This is a genomic window from Sediminibacillus sp. JSM 1682029 (assembly GCF_041366435.1).
Classification (GTDB): domain Bacteria; phylum Bacillota; class Bacilli; order Bacillales; family Amphibacillaceae; genus Sediminibacillus; species Sediminibacillus terrae.
The window spans coordinates 88,806-108,898 of the sequence record NZ_JBEWYY010000002.1 but is presented as its reverse complement, the minus strand read 5'-3'; the positions used below and the strand labels follow the sequence as shown (position 1 = coordinate 108,898).

The 20,093-nt window shown below is 44.3% G+C and carries 15 protein-coding genes; 12 read left to right on the top strand and 3 right to left on the bottom strand.

What is annotated here, in order from left to right:
* The first annotated feature begins 26 nt into the window (after positions 1-26).
* The 4 genes from recN (at position 27) to ABVF09_RS04375 (ending at position 6,502) form a co-directional block, all read left to right on the top strand.
* Positions 27-1,760, top strand: a complete 1,734-nt coding sequence (recN, locus tag ABVF09_RS04390; RefSeq protein ID WP_026569999.1) for a DNA repair protein RecN — start codon at positions 27-29, stop codon at positions 1,758-1,760.
* A gap of 321 nt (positions 1,761-2,081) precedes the next feature.
* Entirely contained in the window at positions 2,082-3,359 is a 1,278-nt protein-coding gene (gene spoIVB / locus ABVF09_RS04385) for a SpoIVB peptidase (RefSeq protein ID WP_371068694.1), read from the top strand.
* Between the two features lie 290 nt (positions 3,360-3,649).
* Complete coding sequence (gene spo0A, locus ABVF09_RS04380) at positions 3,650-4,438, top strand: sporulation transcription factor Spo0A (RefSeq protein ID WP_026570001.1); 789 nt, start codon at positions 3,650-3,652, stop codon at positions 4,436-4,438.
* 711 nt (positions 4,439-5,149) lie between these two features.
* Positions 5,150-6,502 carry an aspartate kinase gene (locus ABVF09_RS04375; protein ID WP_153461523.1) on the top strand — a complete coding sequence of 451 codons (1,353 nt, stop codon included), beginning with the start codon at positions 5,150-5,152 and terminating at the stop codon, positions 6,500-6,502.
* 251 nt (positions 6,503-6,753) lie between these two features.
* Here the strand turns inward: ABVF09_RS04375 and ABVF09_RS04370 are convergent, their stop codons facing one another.
* From ABVF09_RS04370 to ABVF09_RS04360, 3 genes are read right to left on the bottom strand one after another with little or no spacing between them, the layout of a single operon-like run.
* Positions 6,754-7,488, bottom strand: a complete 735-nt coding sequence (locus ABVF09_RS04370; RefSeq protein ID WP_237648570.1) for a 3'-5' exonuclease — start codon at positions 7,486-7,488, stop codon at positions 6,754-6,756.
* A 1-nt stretch (position 7,489) separates the two neighbouring features.
* A complete protein-coding gene (locus ABVF09_RS04365; RefSeq protein WP_371068693.1) occupies positions 7,490-9,400 on the bottom strand; it encodes a DUF294 nucleotidyltransferase-like domain-containing protein in 1,911 nt (636 codons plus the stop codon).
* A gap of 32 nt (positions 9,401-9,432) precedes the next feature.
* Positions 9,433-9,669, bottom strand: coding sequence for a DUF2627 family protein (locus ABVF09_RS04360; protein WP_026570004.1), 237 nt, complete (start codon positions 9,667-9,669; stop codon positions 9,433-9,435).
* Between the two features lie 268 nt (positions 9,670-9,937).
* Here ABVF09_RS04360 and ABVF09_RS04355 point away from each other — a divergent pair, with 268 nt between their 5' ends.
* The 8 genes from ABVF09_RS04355 to ABVF09_RS04320 are packed head-to-tail and all read left to right on the top strand — an operon-like array spanning position 9,938 to position 19,925.
* Positions 9,938-12,013: a sigma 54-interacting transcriptional regulator gene (locus ABVF09_RS04355; protein ID WP_371068692.1), complete on the top strand. Its 2,076-nt coding sequence runs from the start codon at positions 9,938-9,940 to the stop codon at positions 12,011-12,013.
* Positions 12,014-12,055: 42 nt separating this feature from the next.
* Complete coding sequence (locus ABVF09_RS04350) at positions 12,056-12,958, top strand: bifunctional enoyl-CoA hydratase/phosphate acetyltransferase (RefSeq protein WP_026570006.1); 903 nt, start codon at positions 12,056-12,058, stop codon at positions 12,956-12,958.
* Between the two features lie 14 nt (positions 12,959-12,972).
* The gene (gene bcd / locus ABVF09_RS04345; protein WP_026570007.1) at positions 12,973-14,067 is read left to right on the top strand and encodes a branched-chain amino acid dehydrogenase; all 1,095 of its coding nucleotides are present in this window, start codon (positions 12,973-12,975) and stop codon (positions 14,065-14,067) included.
* Between the two features lie 31 nt (positions 14,068-14,098).
* The gene (buk, locus tag ABVF09_RS04340) at positions 14,099-15,187 is read left to right on the top strand and encodes a butyrate kinase (protein ID WP_026570008.1); all 1,089 of its coding nucleotides are present in this window, start codon (positions 14,099-14,101) and stop codon (positions 15,185-15,187) included.
* A gap of 15 nt (positions 15,188-15,202) precedes the next feature.
* Positions 15,203-16,627, top strand: a complete 1,425-nt coding sequence (lpdA, locus tag ABVF09_RS04335; protein WP_153461515.1) for a dihydrolipoyl dehydrogenase — start codon at positions 15,203-15,205, stop codon at positions 16,625-16,627.
* Positions 16,628-16,646: 19 nt separating this feature from the next.
* The gene (locus ABVF09_RS04330) at positions 16,647-17,639 is read left to right on the top strand and encodes a thiamine pyrophosphate-dependent dehydrogenase E1 component subunit alpha (protein WP_026570010.1); all 993 of its coding nucleotides are present in this window, start codon (positions 16,647-16,649) and stop codon (positions 17,637-17,639) included.
* Positions 17,640-17,651: 12 nt separating this feature from the next.
* Positions 17,652-18,635, top strand: coding sequence for an alpha-ketoacid dehydrogenase subunit beta (locus ABVF09_RS04325; RefSeq protein WP_153461513.1), 984 nt, complete (start codon positions 17,652-17,654; stop codon positions 18,633-18,635).
* Positions 18,636-18,674: 39 nt separating this feature from the next.
* On the top strand, positions 18,675-19,925 hold the full coding sequence (locus ABVF09_RS04320; RefSeq protein WP_371068785.1) for a dihydrolipoamide acetyltransferase family protein: 1,251 nt from the start codon (positions 18,675-18,677) through the stop codon (positions 19,923-19,925).
* The last annotated feature ends 168 nt before the right edge of the window (positions 19,926-20,093 follow it).

Here is a 20,093-nt window from a genome sequence, read left to right as displayed (position 1 = left end):
TTTAAAAAAAATGAGGTGGCTTTTACTTGTTAACTGAATTGTCTATCAAGGATTTCGCGATAATTGATGAAATATCGATCACATTCAATGAAGGCTTGACTGTGTTAACAGGCGAAACCGGGGCAGGCAAATCGATCATTATCGATGCCGTCCAATTATTGACCGGCGGCAGAGGGTCGGTAGAGTTTGTCAGGTATGGTGCAAAGAAAGCCGATATAGAAGGTTTATTCATCATGGATGATCCCCATCATCCTATTTATGAAAAAGGGCGCCATTTTGGGATAGATATCAATGAAGACGGCATGATTGTCCTTCACCGTACGATTACTGCCAATGGGAAAAGTATTTGCAGAGTGAACGGAAAATTAGTCACATTGGCGATATTGAAAGAATTCGGTAAGACGCTTATCGATATACACAGCCAACACGAGACGCAATCATTAATGGAAGTGGACAGGCATATTGAATTGCTGGATCTTTATGTAAGAGACGAGCTGGGACAAGTAAAATCAGATTATCTCCGACTGTTTGACAAATTCCAAGCGTTAAGGAAGCGTTATCGGGAACTAAGTGAAAATGAGCAGGAGATGGTTCAGCGGCTCGATTTACTGGAATTTCAGTTGAATGAAATTCAAGAGGCAGAACTGTCTCCACTGGAAGATGAAACGTTAAGCGAAGAACGCGACAAGCTGAACAATTATGAAAAAATATATCAAGGAATACATGATGCTTACAATGCGCTGTATGGTGAGCAGAAAGGGCTTGATTGGCTTTCGCTTGCATTGAACGGTTTGGAAAGTGCAAGTGAGTATGATGAAGAAGTCGCTTCTAAAAAAGAAGAGTTTTCTAATCACTATTACGTACTCGAGGAATTCACATTTGATTTGCGGAATTTCCTCGACTCCATGGAATTCGACCCGGAACGATTGAATGTCATAGAAAGTCGGTTGAATGAAATCAACCGCTTAAAAAAGAAATATGGCCAAACAGTAACGGAAATACTGGAATACGCAGCCGAAGTCGAAGATGAAATTGATCAAATTACCAATCGTGAATCCCATTTATCCAAGCTGCAAAATCAAATTGCAGAACTTGGGGAAGATGCTCTTTTGGAAGCGAGGCAAATGCATGATATCCGAAAAAAGGCTGCAGAAACCTTGTCTGACTCCATACACCAAGAACTGAAAGATCTTTACTTAGAAAAAGCGGCATTCGGGGTCGATATACAAATGAGACGGGGAAAAGAAGGGGATCCGCAATTAGAAGGAATTCCTGTCAGTATGCAGGCCAATGGGTTTGACCTTGTGAAATTTTTGATCACTACCAATCCAGGGGAGCCGCTCAAAGAAATCAATAAAGTGGCATCAGGTGGAGAGCTATCCAGAATCATGTTAGCCCTGAAAAAAATCTTTTCCAAGCACCAGGGGGTGACCAGTGTCATCTTTGACGAGGTTGATACCGGAGTAAGCGGACGGGTGGCGCAGGCGATTGCGGAAAAAATTCACGGCATCTCGAGCGGCTCCCAGGTTTTATGTATTTCCCATCTCCCACAGGTCGCATCGATGGCAGATACCCATCTTTTAATTGAAAAGCATGTATCAGATGAAAGGACGAGCACTTCTGTCGTGGAACTGGATACGGAATCTTCCGTGGAAGAGATCAGCCGGATGATCACCGGAGCAGAAATGACGGACACGACGAAGGAACATGCCAGAGAATTGATTAAGCTTGCAGAAAAATTCAAAAAAGATCAAGGATGACCCTTGCCGCCGGCAAGGGTTTTCATATGGATTCATTTTAAAAAAATGAAAGTTCCGCCGGTCTTGAGTTTGCCGGAGGCCAGGAATACGGTGTATTTCGCGCGGGCAATGCTGCAGGTCACGGCTAATGTAGCCTTTTAAACAGGCAATTGCGCTTTTCTTTTATATTATCCCTTTTTTTAAACGATTAATTCCAAGCATATAAGGAAATTATCGCCGGCATTTCTCATCTTTACAGTGTTTAAAAAAGCAGCTGTAAGGCCAAATTAGGACTACAGAAATAAAATTATTGGTATGGGTTAGGAACGAGGAGAGTGAAGCATGAAATTTAAAGGATTTCGCAATGGCATAGGAATAACGCTCCTTGTTGCTTTCCTGTGTATTCCTTTTTTACCGGTTAAAGATTTTCTCATGATACCTGGTCATATCACTACATTTATGAACCAGGAAGGAATCCATATGCCAGCTGTCAGCACGCATGTCTCGATGGCCAGCAGTGATGAAGATGTCATAGAGGAAGCAGGTAAAGCGTCCTTTGCTGCAAAAGGGATGGGGACGGCTGACATTGTCTATGAACTGGCTGGATTGCCAATTAAAAAAGTGAATGTCGATGTTTTGGATGATTTTCGTATCATACCGGGTGGACAGTCCATCGGCGTCAATCTTCATACCCTCGGTGTTCTGGTAGTGGGTCACCATCAAATTACAACCGCTGAAGGAAAGGTTTCCCCAGGCGAGGAAGCGGATATTCAGGTGGGCGACATCCTGTTGAAAATAAATGGACAAGAAATAAAGAAGATAGCGGAAGTGGCTCCTTTCGTAGAAAAAGCAGGGAATGATGGGAAACCACTGCAGGTCACCGTAAAGCGTGGCGACAAAACGTTTGATACTGAACTGACACCTTACTTGGATGCCAAAGAGGATGATTACCGGATAGGATTGTATATAAGGGATTCAGCAGCAGGTATCGGAACAATGACCTTTTACGATCCGGTATCCAAAAAGTATGGGGCTTTGGGCCATGTCATTTCCGATATGGATACCCGAAAACCGATAGAAATTCATAAAGGAACAATTGTCCGCTCCAACATTAAAGCTATTGAGAAAGGGAATAATGGGACTCCAGGGGAAAAACGGGCTGAGTTTTCGGCTGATGAAAAAAAGTTAGGCAACATTACGAAAAATACACCATTCGGCGTTTTCGGTAAGTTGGATGAAGACATCAAGAACGGAAAGATGGATAAAGCAATGCCTATTGCGCTTTCGCACGAAGTGAAAGAAGGTCCGGCAAAAATCCTGACAGTCGTCCATGGAGAAAAAGTGGAAGAGTTCGATGTGGAAATTGTCAGTAGCGTACCGCAAAAGTTCCCCGCCACAAAAGGGATGATTATCAAAATTACGGATAAGGAATTACTAAAGCAAACGGGAGGAATTGTCCAGGGAATGAGCGGGAGTCCGATCATTCAGGATGGAAAAGTGATCGGCGCGGTAACCCATGTATTTGTCAACGATCCGACCTCCGGTTATGGAGTGCACATCGAGTGGATGCTGGATGAAGCAGGTATAGATATTTATGGCAGTGAACAAAAAGCAGGCTGAACATCGAAAAATAACTCTTATCTGAAACAAAGATAAGGGTTATTTTTTTGATTAAATCCCCTTCTGCAAAAAGATGTGCTACAATTAAGTAAATAAAGATTTTTCGACAAAAACGCGTTGTAACGACGAAATAATTGTCGTAATAGAGAGAAAAATGAAGTATATAAAAGCTATTAAAAGAAAATAGAAAAAAATCCAATGTTTTTTCCAGAAAAGAAGGAAATATCGCATTTGTGTCGAAATCATAACGAGGAACTCAGGGAGGAATTACTAAAAGGAGGAAATTTGGAGTGGAGAAAATTAAAGTTTGTTTAGTCGACGACAACCGGGAGCTAATTAATTTAATGGAGGAGTATTTCGATGACAAGGAAGACATTGAGGTCATCGGTACTGCCTATAATGGGAAAGACTGTCTGCAGATGTTGGAAGAACTAGACCCGGATGTTTTAGTGTTGGACATCATAATGCCGCATATCGATGGCTTGGCGGTATTGGGGAAAATAAAAGAACTTGAAAAGGAAAAATATCCAAACGTCATCATGCTGACAGCTTTCGGACAAGAAGAAGTAACCAAAAAAGCAGTTGATTTAGGTGCTTCCTATTTTATACTGAAACCTTTTGATTTGGACAGTTTAGCCGACCAAATCAGACAAGTGCATGGAATTGCTCCTTCTTTTGATAATATTAGCACGAACAAGCAAAAAGGAAGACGCGATGACCGGAAAAAAGATTTGGAAACAAGTATCACTCATATCATCCATGAGATCGGGGTGCCAGCCCATATCAAGGGATATATGTATTTGCGTGAAGCTATCACCATGGTGTACAAAGATATCGAGTTACTAGGGTCGATCACAAAGGTACTATACCCGGATATCGCGAAAAAGTACAATACCACAGCATCCCGGGTAGAACGGGCTATACGCCATGCCATTGAAGTCGCGTGGAGCAGAGGGAACATGGAGTCGATTTCATCTCTTTTCGGTTATACGGTGAGCATTTCCAAAGCAAAACCTACCAATTCCGAATTCATTGCGATGGTGGCCGACAGGTTACGGCTGGAGCATCGGGCAAGCTAAGGGGCATTCATCCAACATTTTAGGTAAAGTTGGTCAAAGTGGCTGGGACAAAAGCATGGCCACCAAAGCAAAAACCGGGCGAATTTGAAATGTCAATCAAATTCGTTCGGTTTTTTGTGTTGCTTGGGACTTCTTATCATCCTGTTGTTTGATGCGTGCTTCGTGCCGCTACAGCAATATAATACGCGTTCGATGGAAACACTCTCCGTATCTTGCCATCGCTAGGTTTTCTTGTTCTGATTTCTATATGGTCAAGAAAAATGTATAGAACCGTATTCTTCTATTGGTTGTTAGGTTGGTAAACAGGAACGATGATAAAAATCAGCACGGAAAGTTTTTATTTGGAAATTGGAGCTTGCGGTCAACACCATAAATAAATAAGAAGTGCTCCTGGTTCCATACGACTTAGCTTTCTTCATGTATTGAAGCCGTGATTGCGAAAAGCAAAGTACCTTTCCGGAGTGAAGTGTTGCCGATAATATGAGGAAATAGAACGGAACGGTTTGCTTTTTTCTAACCAAAAAACATGATCGTTCGGTTTATATTTTGCTCACGATCTTTTGCTTTTTAAGCAAAAATGAATGGAGTCCCTGTATAAAGATAGTATCCCCACTAATCCCCGCCTTTTACTTACCAGTAGGAATTTCTGTCGGAAGTGTGTTAATATTTTATACTAGAGACAAAATTTAAAAAATGGAGAGAGTAATTGACATGAAAGTAGCTAAGTTTGGCGGAAGCTCTGTGGCAAGTGCGAAAATGCTCAAAAAAGTGGCTGGTATTATACAAGCTGATTCCGATCGGCGGGTTATCGTCGTTTCAGCACCAGGAAAACGGTACAGTGATGATACAAAAGTCACTGACTTGTTGATCAACTTATGCACCGCTTATGTAAACGGAGAAAGTTATGAAAAAGAGATCGATCTTGTCATTGAAAGATTTAAGGATATTACCGATGAACTTGACCTTCCTGAAGATATTTTGCAGGAAATTCGGAAAGACATCCATTCTGTGATTCATTCCGACTATGAGAATGAGTTGAAAAAGGATGCCTTCAAAGCGGTTGGAGAGGATTCTCTTGCAAAGCTATTAAGTGTTTACTTACAATCCTTGGGTTTGGAAGCTTCTTATTTAAATCCTAAGGAAGCAGGCATCATTGTCAGCGATGAGCCGGGAAGCGCACAAATTTTAGATGAAAGTTTCGATCATCTGTATAAGCTTCATAACCGAAAAGACATCGTAGTGATTCCTGGATTCTTCGGATTTACAAAAGAAGGAAAGTTGATGACATTCCCTAGGGGCGGGTCTGATATCACTGGCTCGATTGTTGCGGCAGGTGTAAAGGCCGACTTATATGAAAACTTTACGGATGTGGACTCCGTTTATTGTGTGAACCCTACCATTGTAGACAACCCACGGGAAATCACTTCATTGACATACAAAGAGATGCGTGAACTTTCCTACGCCGGTTTTTCCGTTTTCCATGATGAAGCGTTGATTCCTGCTTTCAAAGCAAGCATCCCGGTTTGCATTAAAAATACGAACAATCCGGATGGACTGGGGACGATGATCGTTTCGGAAAAGCATATGACCCCTAATCCGGTAGTGGGGATTGCCAGCGATAAAGGGTTCCTCAGTCTCTACGTCAGCAAGTATTTGATGAACCGAGAACTCGGCTTCGGACGCAAGTTGTTAAATATCCTGGAAGACGAGGACATTTCTTTTGAACATACGCCTTCAGGTATCGACGATATGTCTGTCATTATGAGGGAATCACAACTTCCTACAGAGAAAGAAGAGCGTGTCATCCGCAGGATAAAACAAGAACTGGATGCCGACATGGTGTCGATTGATCGTGGCCTGGCATTGGTAATGATCGTAGGAGAAGGAATGCATAGTACGGTTGGACTGGCCCAGAAAGCAACCGAAGCATTTGCTGAAGCCGGTGTTAATTTGGAAATGATCAACCAGGGGTCTTCTGAGGTGGCGATGATGTTCGGGATCAAAGAATCTGGACTGGAAGCATCTGTTCGGGCGCTTTACAAAGCATTTTTCAAAGGTCAGTGACACTTAACATTCATCATATAGCTGCTTCAGAATATGGCAGCCAAATCAAAAACGGAACAAGTTCGAAAGCCCCTGGGCTCCCGAACTCGTTCCGTTTTTATTGATGAATGATAATGATGTTGGACTCTTCCTGTCGATTCATCCAAGAAAGCTGGGTTTATCACCCTCGGCGGCTTGAATGGTATGAAAGGATTGCCTATCAAGCAATGGTTGAAAAAATACCACTGCCACAACAAAGAGAACCACCTCGTTTACTTGTTTTGGATATCCATGAGAATCGGGTGGAGGTCCTGAAATGTAGAAACACCACGCTCCATCGCTTCCGCAAGCAAATATTCAAATAGTTCTGCCGTCATGATAGCATCATTCAATGCATGATGTCGCTCCAATTTTTCTATGCCCAATCTCCGGATTAACGGATCCAACTGGTGATTAACCCCGGGCAACAACCATTTGGCCATTAATTGAGAATCGAGCACGTATGGCTGATACTCCGGGAGCTTCCATCTTTTAGCCATCGTTTGTAAAAATCGGATATCAAACTTTGCCGGATGCGCAACCAGTATGGTGCCCTTGCTGTAATGCAGGAAGTTACTGAAAGCATCTATGAACGGGCTGGCATTCATCAAATCGTGTTTGTCGATACCAGTCAAATTTTTAATCCTTCTCGATACTGGTCGGACTGGTTTGATGAATTGATGAAACTTTTCTGTCCTGCAAAACTTTGTGCCAGTAAGTTGAATGGCGCCAATGGAAATGATTTCGTGGCCGATTTCCGGAATCAAACCTGTGGTTTCCAAATCAAATACCGTAAAAGTCGTGTTAGAGAAATCGGTTGTTTCTATGGCAGGGTCTTTTTCCAAGTTTTCCAGACTTTGTGCCAGGCTTCGATAAGACTGCCAGTTGAAGTATGGCTTGATTTTTTGCTGGAACATCGGTTTTTCGAAAATATAATATTTCAATATTTGTAAGTCAATGGGTAACAAGCTATACCACCCTGTTCCTGTTATAACTCAACTCCACCACTTGCTGCAGCCTCCTTGCGATTGCTAGGGCCTCACGGAGTTTACGTTTTTCTTCTTTATTTAATTGGTGGAGGCTGATATCGTTAGTCAGCGGCTTGTTGTCATCTATCTGTGACAGGTTTTGTTCCAGACGGAAAGTCAGTAATCGATGCAAAGCCATTTTTGCATTTTCAGCATCACGTGGATGAAAGCGTTCATCTTCCGTAAGTCTGTTCAAACGGTGGATAGTGCCGACACTGTCAATTCCATAACGGATGGAATAAATTCTGACTGCATTGACGATTTGCATGATAGCCGATTTTTTCAAGTTAAGATTCCGCTGTTTCCCTACTCCGATGATTCTTCCAAAAGGCTGAAAGGGCACACGGAACCTCAACGTATCCTTCATCAAAAGTTGATGGACGTGCAGTTTTTTCTGCACCTTTGCTGTTAATTGTTCCCGAAGCCGATATGCGAGCGAATAGTCTCCGAAAATCGGACGAAAATCCATGAATATGGTGAAGTCTCGTATTTCCTGTGCGTCCATGGATTTAATCCATTCCTCCAGGTTCAGGGACCACTCTCCGATAGTGTGTCTCCACTTTGATTCTTTTGCCATGATGCCGCCAGTGCATAACGGAAAACCACACTGTTCCAACATAAGATTCACCTTTTGGCTGAACAGGCGGAAATACCGCTCTATTTCCGTTGCATTTTCCATATTGTGATAGTCGGACAGAATGATACCGTTGTCCTGATCGGTGCTGAACCCTTGTTCTTTTCTTCCTTGGGATCCCATCACAATGAAACAATAATTGATATCAGGAGTGCCATAACCCTCGTTTTTCATTTCTTCTTCGGCCAGGTGGATCACCTGCTTATGAATCCGGTCATTCACGCTGGATATCAGCTCGCAGATTTCGTAACCAAAGGTGCCCTGATCAATCAGCTGTCTGATGAAGGTTTGAAATGCTTTGTTGTTAAACGGAGATAAATTCCGCAATTCTTCCACACCGGTTGAGTTGGAAATTCGGTAGGTCAAATCAAAATAAATCGAGTCCTGTATGTTGAAAAAAGAGGATTGACGCAGAAAGCCGACGACATTCTCCTTATGAAAAACGGGAATAATGGAAGTCGGGTGATGCTTCAAGTAAGACAGCGCTTCATAAATGAAATTACTCGACATTACCGCATAAATATCTGTTTTCATATATTTATCCACCTGGTGGTCCTGATCGTTTTGGAAAAAGGCAGTCAAGATTTCCGAGTAGCCGATCATGCCGAGCATTTGTTTACGATCATCGCTGACAATGACGCCTTCCAGTTCTTGTTCCTGCAACACTTTCGCTGCTTCGGCAACAGTAGCGGTTGAATGAATGAAAACGGGCGATTCCATGTATCCATCCACTCTTTTGGTGTACAATTCGGTATCCGATTCCTCATCTGAGTCGGCACTCTTATATTTGACTTCCTGGTATAAACTTTTCATCGTACTGCTGATGCCTTCTAAAACGACATTGGAAAATTGGCGGTTGGAAGACATCAGTGCCATGAATGCCGATTTAGGAAAACAAAGAGTCTGTGTAGCTTCCATTGCCTGCACGGAAAACTTCATTTCGCCGCTGGACATCACTACCATCATCCCTGCCAAATCTCCCGGATAATAATATCGGATGGACAATTGCTTACCGTTTGAACGGTGCATGATACTGTTTGCCAGTCCAGAAATCAAAAAATGGATGTCAATATCGTCTTCGCTTTGATCTTCGTGAATGATGAATTGATGAGCGTTGTAGTCCTTGATTTTTGAATCCTTTGTCAAGAATGCGAATTCCTCGTCAGACAACAAGCTGAACGGGTACTGTGACTGAAACATGTCCAGATATGCTTCCATTGGACCGACCTCCTGTATTTCCTTGATGTAAATTATCGGTTGTTCTTATATTTTCCCTTTGTCAGATTCCTTTTTCTGTCCCGGAACAAAATAAATCCGCCTATAAAGGCCAGTCCGCCCAATAAGAGGATTAAACCAGCAGCAAACTGAATACCCACGTGAAAAAACAGTGGATAAAAATCTCCGAAAAACGCATCCCTCATCAACTTAATTCCAAAAGTGGCTGCCATTCCGGGTAAAATTAAAATTAGCAATGCAATAAGCCTCATCTATTTTCTCCTTTATTCCTTTTCCTTCGTTGATTAAAAAAGCTGATATCTTATTCTTATTAATACAAGCCGAATTGTCGGTTACCTAAATTCCGTTTCTGGTAACAATCCAAGACAGAAAGAATAGCGTCATTATCGGAAACCAATCACTAAACAGATACTTGCACACATGTAGTATAGCAGAGATAAACATGGATGTCTTTCTTGCTAAAATGTGCAGGTTTGTTTATGATGGTAGTGTGCAAAAAAATGCAAGGTGTGATGCTGGATGAAGCGAGTGCTAATCATTGGCGGAGGAAAAGGCGGTACTGCTTTACTGAAACTGCTGATAGCAACCAATCGTATGAAGATTGTTGCATTGGTGGACACGGATAAGCATGCACCAGGGTTAAGGGCTGCCGAAGCAAATCATATAGCGACTGGAAGTAAATGGCAGGACTGGATAGACCGGGGGATTGACATTGTCATAGAAGCCACAGGTTCGGAAGAAGTACTGCAAGAGGTGATCAAGGCACGTCCTCGTGAAACCGTAGTCATTCCTGGCGCAGTTGCCTACATAGCGGCAGAATTGTTGGAAGAAAAAGAAACATTGCTGTCCCAATTGAAAAATGAAGCATATACGCAAGAATTGATCATGAACAATATCCACGAGGGTATGATTGTAATCGATGATTCGGAGTCGGTTGTATTCGTAAACAAACGGGCCGAGCAAATAGTGGATGTACCGAGAAAGAATTTTCTTCATAAACCGATCAGGGAAGTAATCGATCAAACAAGACTTCCTCAAGTATTACGTTCGAGAAAAAAAGAAGTGAATCAGAAACTGATTTTGGAAAACGGAAAAAAAGTAATCACTACACGGATACCGATTATCGATGCGAATCACCGTTTAAAAGGGGCTTTTGCAGTTTTTCGGGATATAACAGAAGTAGTGGAGCTCGCTGAGCAAGTGACCGGCTTAAAAGAAGTGAAAAAAATGCTCGAAGCTATTTTTCACTCTTCCGATGAAGCAATCAGCGTCGTCGATGAGGATGGCCTCGGTATCATGGTCAATCCTGCCTATACAAGGATAACCGGGCTTCCCGAAAAGGATATTATCGGCAAACCTGCCTCCACGGATATAACAGAAGGCGAAAGCATGCATATGAAGGTTTTACAGACGAGACGACCGGTAAGGGGCGTCCGGATGAAAGTGGGTCCCGCTAAAAAAGAAGTACTGGTGAATGTAGCACCGATTATCGTGGACGGCAAACTGAAGGGCAGCGTCGGGGTGCTTCACGATGTGTCCGAAATTACTTCTTTATCCAGCGAACTCCGCAGAGCGAGACAAATCATCCGAAACTTGGAAGCGAAATATACGTTTGACGATATTATCGGTTCCTCCAACGAAATGAAGCTTTCGCTTGAACAGGCACGCGTGGGGGCGAAAACCCCAGCTACCGTTCTGTTGAGAGGGGAATCCGGTACCGGGAAAGAATTGTTCGCCCATGCTATCCACAATGAAAGCAATCGCAGAAATAACAAATTCATCAGGGTCAATTGTGCAGCAATGGAGGAGAAAACACTCGAAGGGGAATTGTTTGGATATGCCGAAGGTGCGCTGCCTCATTCAAAACAAGGGGCAAAAAGCGGGTACTTTGAAGAAGCCAATAATGGCAGCATTTTTTTAGATGAAATCGGCGAATTGAGCCTAACGTTACAGGCAAAACTGCTTCGTGTCCTGCAGGAAAACGAGATTTTCCGGGTAGGGGGAACGAAACCAATACGGGTGGATGTCCGGATTATTACGGCGACAAACGTCAATTTAGAAAAGGCAATCATGAATGGGGAATTTCGCGAGGACTTATACTACCGATTAAACCGGCTGCCGATTTTCATCCCGGCGTTACGGGAACGAATCGGGGATATAGATGAGCTGGCGGATCATTTGATCGATAAGACGAATCAGGATTACGGAAGAAACGTAAGAGAACTAGACAGTGAAGCTTTGAAGTATTTGAAATCATACAATTGGCCAGGGAATATCCGTGAATTGGAAAATGTCATTGGCAGAGCTATGATTAAAATGCAGATAGGAGAAGAGGTCATCACTTCGGATCATCTACCGGAGCTTCCGACAGAACAAACAGAAGAGAATTTAAAAACCGATTTGACGAGCTATCGGGGCCAGCCGTTGCAGGAAGCCGTTGAAGCCTTTGAAAAGCAAGTTATTGCTTCGGCTTTTAAAGAGCAGCGGTTTAATAAAACGAAGACGGCAGAAGCGCTGGGTATTTCGGTCCGGAATTTATATTATAAGATGGAAAAATACAACATTGAAAAAAACAGCATGCAAGATTTTTCATAGTTTGTGTTGGGCTCTTTATTTTGAAATGTCGGGGGTTGCTGGATGAAACAATTAAAAGATCTTCTTCAAACGATGAATGAACAACAGACAGTGCCCAAAGTTGCGGTGGTCCAGGCTGCAGACAAGGAAGTGTTGACAGCTGTCGCGGCTGGATTGGAGAAAAGCCTGTGTCATTTTATCCTTTATGGAGATGGCGGCTTTATCCGTAGCTTTTTGGGAGGGGCTGGAATCGATATCCAAAATGGCCTGCAAATAGTCGAAGCAGGCACACCCGAAACGGCCGCTAAGCAAGCCGTCAAGGATGTGAGCAGCGGCAAAGCCGATGTGGTCATGAAAGGGAACATCGACACCAGTACACTGTTGAAGGCTGTATTGAATAAAGAGGATGGGCTTAGAACCGAAAGTGTTTTGTCCCACGTTGCTCTTTTTGAAGTGCCTGGCCGGAAACATTGTATACTGTTGACTGATGCAGCTATGAACATTGCACCAGATTTAGAAACCAAAGCGAGTATTATTAAAAATGCCGTCCATGTTGCGAAAAGCATTGGCATCGAAGTTCCCAAAGTGGCGGCACTAGCTGCGGTGGAAAAGGTAAATCAAGCCATGCCGGCAACTGTGGATGCGGCCAACCTAGCCCAGATGCAGAGGGATGGAAAAATTACAGGTTGTCTGGTCGATGGGCCGCTAGCTTTTGATGTGGCAGTTTCAGCGGAAGCGGCAGCCCAAAAAAATATCGAATCAGATACGGCTGGATGTGCGGATGTTTTGCTGGTACCTACTATTGAAACGGGAAATGCACTATATAAATCATTTGTTTATTTTGCAGGAGCAAAGGTGGCCGCTGTCATTGCAGGAGCAAAAGCGCCGATTGTACTGACATCCCGATCCGACACGGCCGAGAACAAGTTGTTTTCGTTGGCATTAGCTTTACGCACGTTATCATAAGGAGGAAGAAGATAATGGAAATATTCAAGTACATGGAAAGTTATGATTATGAACAGTTATTATTCTGTCAAGACGAGCAATCGGGGCTGAAAGCAATCGTTGCGATTCACGATACGACTTTAGGGCCTGCTTTGGGCGGAACAAGAATGTGGACATACGATTCAGAAGAAGCAGCCATTACGGACGCATTGCGCCTGGCTAAAGGAATGACATACAAAAACGCTGCAGCGGGACTAAACCTCGGCGGCGGGAAAACAGTCATTATCGGTGACCCGAAAAAGGATAAGAACGAAGCGATGTTCCGTGCTTTCGGAAGGTTCATCCAGGGATTGAATGGCAGATATATCACCGCAGAGGACGTAGGAACTACTGTCAAGGATATGGATTTAATCCACGAAGAAACGGATTTCGTTACTGGAATTTCTCCTGAATTTGGATCTTCGGGAAATCCTTCTCCAGTTACAGCTTACGGTGTATATAAAGGCATCAAGGCTGCAGCAAAGCAAGCTTTCGGGACGGACTCACTGGAAGGCAAAACCATAGCTGTACAGGGTGTGGGAAATGTAGCTTTTAATTTGTGTGGCCATTTGCATGAGGAAGGGGCTCAACTGATCGTCACGGATATCAATAAAGAATCTGTCAATCGTGCAGTGGAAGCATACGGTGCTAAAGCGGTGGATCCAGAGGATATTTATCAGGTTGATTGTGATATATACGCTCCATGTGCATTGGGAGCGACTATTAATGATGAAACGATACCGCAATTGAAAGCGAAAGTTGTTGCCGGAGCGGCTAACAACCAGCTTAAGGATACGAAACATGGCGATATCCTTCATGAAAAAGGAATCGTATATGCTCCTGATTACGTAATAAATGCTGGCGGTGTCATCAATGTGGCAGATGAATTGATCGGTTATAACCAGGACAGGGCCATGAAACGAGTGGAAACCATTTATGACAATTTGGAACGGGTATTTGACATATCCAAACGGGATGGCATTCCGACTTATGCAGCAGCTGATCGGATGGCAGAAGAAAGAATTGAAATGCTTAAACAATCCAGAAGCCAGTTTCTTACCAACGGGCATCACATTATAAGCAGAAGATAATCACTTGGAAGATTAGCGACGGAGGTTCGAAATGGTGTTACAAGTTCATCGTGTGTTAGTAATCAATCCTGGTTCGACTTCAACAAAAATCGGAGTTTTTGACAACCATCAATGTTTGTTTGAAAAAACGATCAGGCATACTGCTGAAGAGATTGGACAATTTCAACGGGTAATCGACCAATATGCATTCCGTAAAGCAGTCATTTTGGAACAGCTTCACCAGGAGGGTATCAATATTTCCAAGTTGAGCGCTGTTTGCGGGAGGGGCGGGCTGCTCCGCCCCATTGAAGGCGGAACCTATCAGGTCAACGAGGAAATGCTGCAGGATTTACGCATGGGGTATAATGGGGAACATGCTTCCAATTTGGGAGGGATTTTGGCATATGAAATAGCAACCGGCTTGAATATCCAGGCTTTTATCGTCGATCCTGTCGTTGTTGACGAGTTGGCGGAAATCGCCAGGTATTCGGGTGTTCCCGATATCCCCAGAAAAAGTATTTTTCATGCATTGAATCAGAAAGCCGTCGCCAGGCGGGCTGCTCTTGAACTGAATCAACCATACAGGCAATTGCGCTTGATTGTTGCACATATGGGGGGCGGTATAACCGTAGGGGCCCACGATAACGGTCGTGTCATCGATGTCAACAATGGTTTGCACGGAGACGGACCGTTCTCGCCAGAAAGAGCGGGTACAGTCCCTGCAGGCGACTTGATTTCCATGTGCTTTTCTGGACAGTATTTCCGTGATGAAGTGATGGATAAAATTGTAGGAAAAGGCGGCTTGGTTGGTTATTTGCAAACCAATGATGCCCAGGAAGTAGAGCGGAGGATCGAAAGTGGTGACGAGCAGGCCCTGGCAGTCTACCAGGCAATGGCTTATCAAGTGGCCAAGGAGATTGGCTCTATGGCTGCCGTGTTAAACGGCAAAGTGGATGGCATTGTACTTACCGGAGGGCTGGCTTATGGGAAAGCATTCGTAGAGATGATAGCAGAGCGGGTTAACTGGATTGCCGATGTCATGGTCTATCCTGGAGAAAATGAGCTGCAGGCGCTTGCGGAAGGAACTATGCGCGTACTGACTGGAGAAGAAGAACCGAAGGAATATCCTAATCCTGCATAAATAAGGAGTGAGTGTATGGCACAAGATTATGATTTAGTGATAATAGGTGGCGGAACTGGTGGTTATGTAGCTGCTATCCGGGCTTCCCAGCTCGGTTTGAAAACCGCTGTCGTAGAAAAAGGGAAACTGGGCGGAACATGTCTTCATCAAGGCTGTATTCCATCGAAAGCACTGCTGCGGAGTGCAGAAGTTTTCCGGCAGACAAAAGAAGCGGATAAGTATGGGGTAAGGGTTTCGGAACCCGTCATCGACTTTTTGAAAATCCAAGAACGCAAACAAAATATTATCGATACATTACATAAAGGTGTTCAGGGATTGATGAAAAAAGGCAAAATCGATGTTTACGAAGGGACGGGCAGGGTGTTGGGACCATCTATTTTTTCTCCTACCGCCGGCACGGTTTCGGTGGAATTCGACAACGGCGACGAAAACGAAATGTTGGTACCGAAGAACCTAATCATCGCCACAGGCTCCAAACCGAAGACATTGCCTGGTTTGGAACTGGATGGAGAACTGGTGATGTCTTCTGACCATGCGTTGCAAATGGAAAAACTGCCTGATTCCATGGTCATAGTCGGCGGTGGAGTCATCGGGATTGAATGGGCCTCGATGCTGGCTGACTTTGGAGTAAAAGTCGATGTAATCGAATACATGGACAGAATCTTACCTACGGAGGATGAAGATGTAGCCAAGGAAATGGCCCGCCAGCTCAAGCAAAAAAATATAACCATCCATACTAGCGCAAAAGTGGCGCCAGAATCACTCCGAAAAGAAGCGGGGATTGAAATCATTGCGGATATCAACGGCAAGCAGGAAACATTCTCTGCTGACAAAATGCTGGTATCGGTGGGCAGAGAAGCCAATATAGCCAATATTGGACTGGAAAATACGGACATTGTCGTAACCGACAGGGGCGTTATTCAAGTTAATGAAGCCTATCAGACCAAAGAATCACACATTTATGCAATAGGGGATGTAATAGGGGGCATGCAGCTTGCCCACGTGGCTTCCCACGAAGGGATAAAGGCTGTTGAACATATGGCTGACCAAAAACCAGAACCGATTCGCTATGAGCAAATACCTTCCTGTGTCTACTCAAGTCCTGAAGCTGCTAGTGTCGGCCTTACGGAATCCGAAGCAAAAGAAAAAGGGTTTCAGGTGAAAACCGGCAAGATGCCATTTACAGCTATCGGCAAAGCACTTGTTCATGGTGAATCAGCGGGTTTTGTCAAGGTTATAGCCGATAAAGCGACCGATGACATTCTCGGTGTCCATATGATCGGCCCACATGTGACGGACATGATTTCAGAGGCAGGATTGGCAAAAGTACTTGATGCCACTCCATGGGAAATCGGAGAAACCATTCATCCACATCCTACTTTATCGGAAGCAATTGGTGAAGCGTCGTTGGCTGTGGATGGAAATCAAATACATGGATAATAGCAAGGAGGGAACAACAATGACGGAGAATAGACATGAGAAACTTGGTTTGAGTGATGAGCAAGTACTTGATATGTACCGCACGATGCTTTTGGCAAGAAGAATTGACGAGCGGATGTGGCTGCTGAACCGGGCGGGGAAAATTCCTTTTGTCATTTCATGTCAGGGACAGGAAGCAGCCCAGGTCGGTGCAGCTTTTGCTTTGGATCGTAACAAAGACTATGCACTTCCTTACTATCGGGATATGGGTGTGGTCCTTGCATTCGGAATGACAGCGAAAGAATTGATGCTGTCCGGATTTGCAAAAGCGGAAGATCCAAATTCCGGCGGCAGACAAATGCCGGGACACTTCGGACAAAAGAAAAACCGCATTGTTACAGGCTCTTCCCCTGTGACCACTCAGGTTCCGCATGCAGTCGGGATAGCTCTTGCCGGGAAAATGGAAGAAAAGGATTTTGTCAGCCTTGTGACCTTTGGCGAAGGTTCGTCCAACCAAGGGGATTTTCACGAAGGAGCAAATTTTGCAGGCGTTCATAAATTGCCGGTCATCTTCATGGTGGAAAACAATAAATATGCCATATCCGTACCGGTAAGCAAACAGCTTGCCTGTGAAAAAGTCTCTGACCGTGCTCAAGGGTATGGCATGCCTGGCATCACTGTCGACGGCAATGATCCACTTGCGGTATATGAAGCTGTCAAACAGGCGGCTGACAGAGGCAGGCAAGGAGAAGGACCTAGCCTGATAGAAGCTGTTTCTTACAGGCTTACGGCCCATTCCAGTGATGACGACGACCGCACTTATCGAGAAAAGGAAGAAGTGGAAGCTGCCCGTCAAGAGGATTCCATTCATACGTTTTCAGCGTATCTGCGTGAACTCGGAATTTTGACCGAGGAAAAAGAGCAGGAAATGCAGGATGAAATCATGAAATTGGTCAATGAAGCGACAGATTATGCCGAAAATGCAGCTTATGCAGAACCGGAAACGATCTTTAATTATGTTTATGCAGAGTGAGGAGGGTTTTTAATGCCAGTTAAGTCTTATATACAAGCTGTAACGCAGGCTTTGTCAGAAGAGATGGAACGGGATCAGAAAGTATTTGTCCTAGGGGAAGATGTCGGAAAAAGAGGCGGCGTATTCCGTGCTACGGACGGACTATATGAAAAATTCGGAGAAGCAAGAGTGCTTGATACGCCACTCGCTGAATCAGCTATCGCCGGTGTAGGAATCGGTGCAGCCATGTACGGTATGAGACCGGTGGCTGAGATGCAGTTTGCCGATTTCATCATGCCTGCGGTTAATCAGATTATATCGGAAGCTGCAAAAATAAGGTACCGGTCAAACAACGATTGGGACTGTCCCATCACGATACGGGCACCTTACGGCGGAGGGGTTCATGGAGCGTTGTACCATTCCCAGTCCATCGAAGCCATTTTTGCCAATCAACCAGGTTTGAAAATTGTCATGCCTTCCACTCCATATGATGTCAAGGGATTGTTAAAAGCCGCCATCCGGGATGATGATCCCGTCTTGTTTTTTGAACATAAACGCGCTTACCGGTTGATCAAAGGGGAAGTGCCGGATGAGGACTATACTCTTCCATTGGGGAAAGCCGACGTAAAAAGAGATGGATCAGATATTACAGTGATAACCTATGGTCTATGTGTCCATTTCGCATTACAGGCAGCAGAAAAGCTGGAGCAGGAAGGTATCGATGCCCACATTTTAGATCTTCGGACCGTGTACCCGCTTGATCGGGAAGCTATTGTGGAAGCAGCATCCAAGACAGGAAAAGTACTATTGCTAACAGAGGATAACAAAGAAGGAAGCATCATAGGGGAAGTAGCAGCAATCATTGCGGAAGAATGTTTATTTGAGTTGGATGCGCCAATTCAGCGGCTTGCAGGACCGGATGTACCTGCTATGCCATATGCTCCGACAATGGAAAAACACTTCATGGTCAATCCGGACAAAGTGGAAAAAGCAATGCGTGAATTGGCGGAATTTTAAAGACGAGGAGGGAACGCTGTGTCAATAGAAAAAATCAATATGCCTCAGCTTGGCGAAAGTGTGACAGAAGGGACAATCAGCCAGTGGCTCGTAAAGCCTGGTGATCATGTCAATAAGTATGATCCTATCGCGGAAGTAATGACAGACAAGGTAAATGCGGAGGTGCCTTCATCATTTACAGGTACACTGACAGAGATTGCAGCTGAAGAAGGCGAAACGGTAGCTGTCGGTGATTTGATGTGTTATATCGAAGTGGCAGGCGGGGAGAGCGGCGAAACCGCTGTTGAAGAAGCGAACACAAATACAACCGGGAACACAGTTGCTCCTGAACCAAAGTCGGAAGAATCATCGATGAAAAAGAGATATTCTCCGGCGGTCATGCGGCTTGCGCAGGAAAACGATATTCAACTCGATGAAGTGGAAGGAAGCGGAAAAGGCGGCAGGATCACACGGAAAGATATCGAAAAGATAATCGCTTCTGGAGGGATGGACAGAAAGCAGGAACAACCCGCTGAAAGCAACGTGCCGGCGGAAAATGCCAGCGGCAATGCCACAATCCCGGAATCAAAGCAGCAAGTACATACAAGTGAAGGAGCGAAGGAAATTCCGGTGACCGGAGTACGCAAGGCAATAGCCAACAATATGGTGAAGGCCAAGACCGAAATACCCCATGCTTGGATGATGGTGGAGGTGGATGTAACGAATCTGGTAAAATACCGAAATTCTGTAAAAGACCGATTTAAACAGGAGGAAGGCTTCGGTCTTACGTTCTTTGCCTTTTTTGTGAAGGCTGTATCGAAAGCGCTGAAGGAATTCCCGCAGCTCAACAGCTCTTGGGCCGGAGACAAGATCATCCAGCATAAAGACGTAAATATTTCCATTGCTGTCGCTAAAGAACAAGAATTGTTTGTACCTGTTATAAAAGCGGCAGATGAGAAAAGCATCAAAGGTATCGCCAAGGATATACACGGTCTGGCCAGTAAAGCGAGAAACGGAAAACTGACTGCCCAAGATATGGAAGGTGGAACATTCACAGTTAATAACACCGGCTCGTTTGGTTCTGTCCAGTCAATGGGAGTTATCAATCATCCGCAGGCCGCTATCTTGCAGGTTGAGTCCATTGTAAAACGCCCCGTGATTATTGATGATATGTTCGCCGCAAGAGATATGGTTAATCTTTGTCTTTCACTGGATCACCGGGTATTGGATGGATTGATCTGTGGCCAATTCCTGGCCCGTTTGAAAGAAATATTAGAAAATACATCGAGTGATAATACACCGATCTATTAATTCATTTGAGTATCCGGCTTACAAAAGTTGAAAGAGGCGGATTATAATTAAGTGATTCATGCTTGTGACGGAGCCCGTCAGGTATATAAGCCTAAGACATCAGCAGACCAAATCGCAACAGATTTGGTCTTGTCTTATTTTATACAGTAAAAAGAGTTGGGAGGGTGG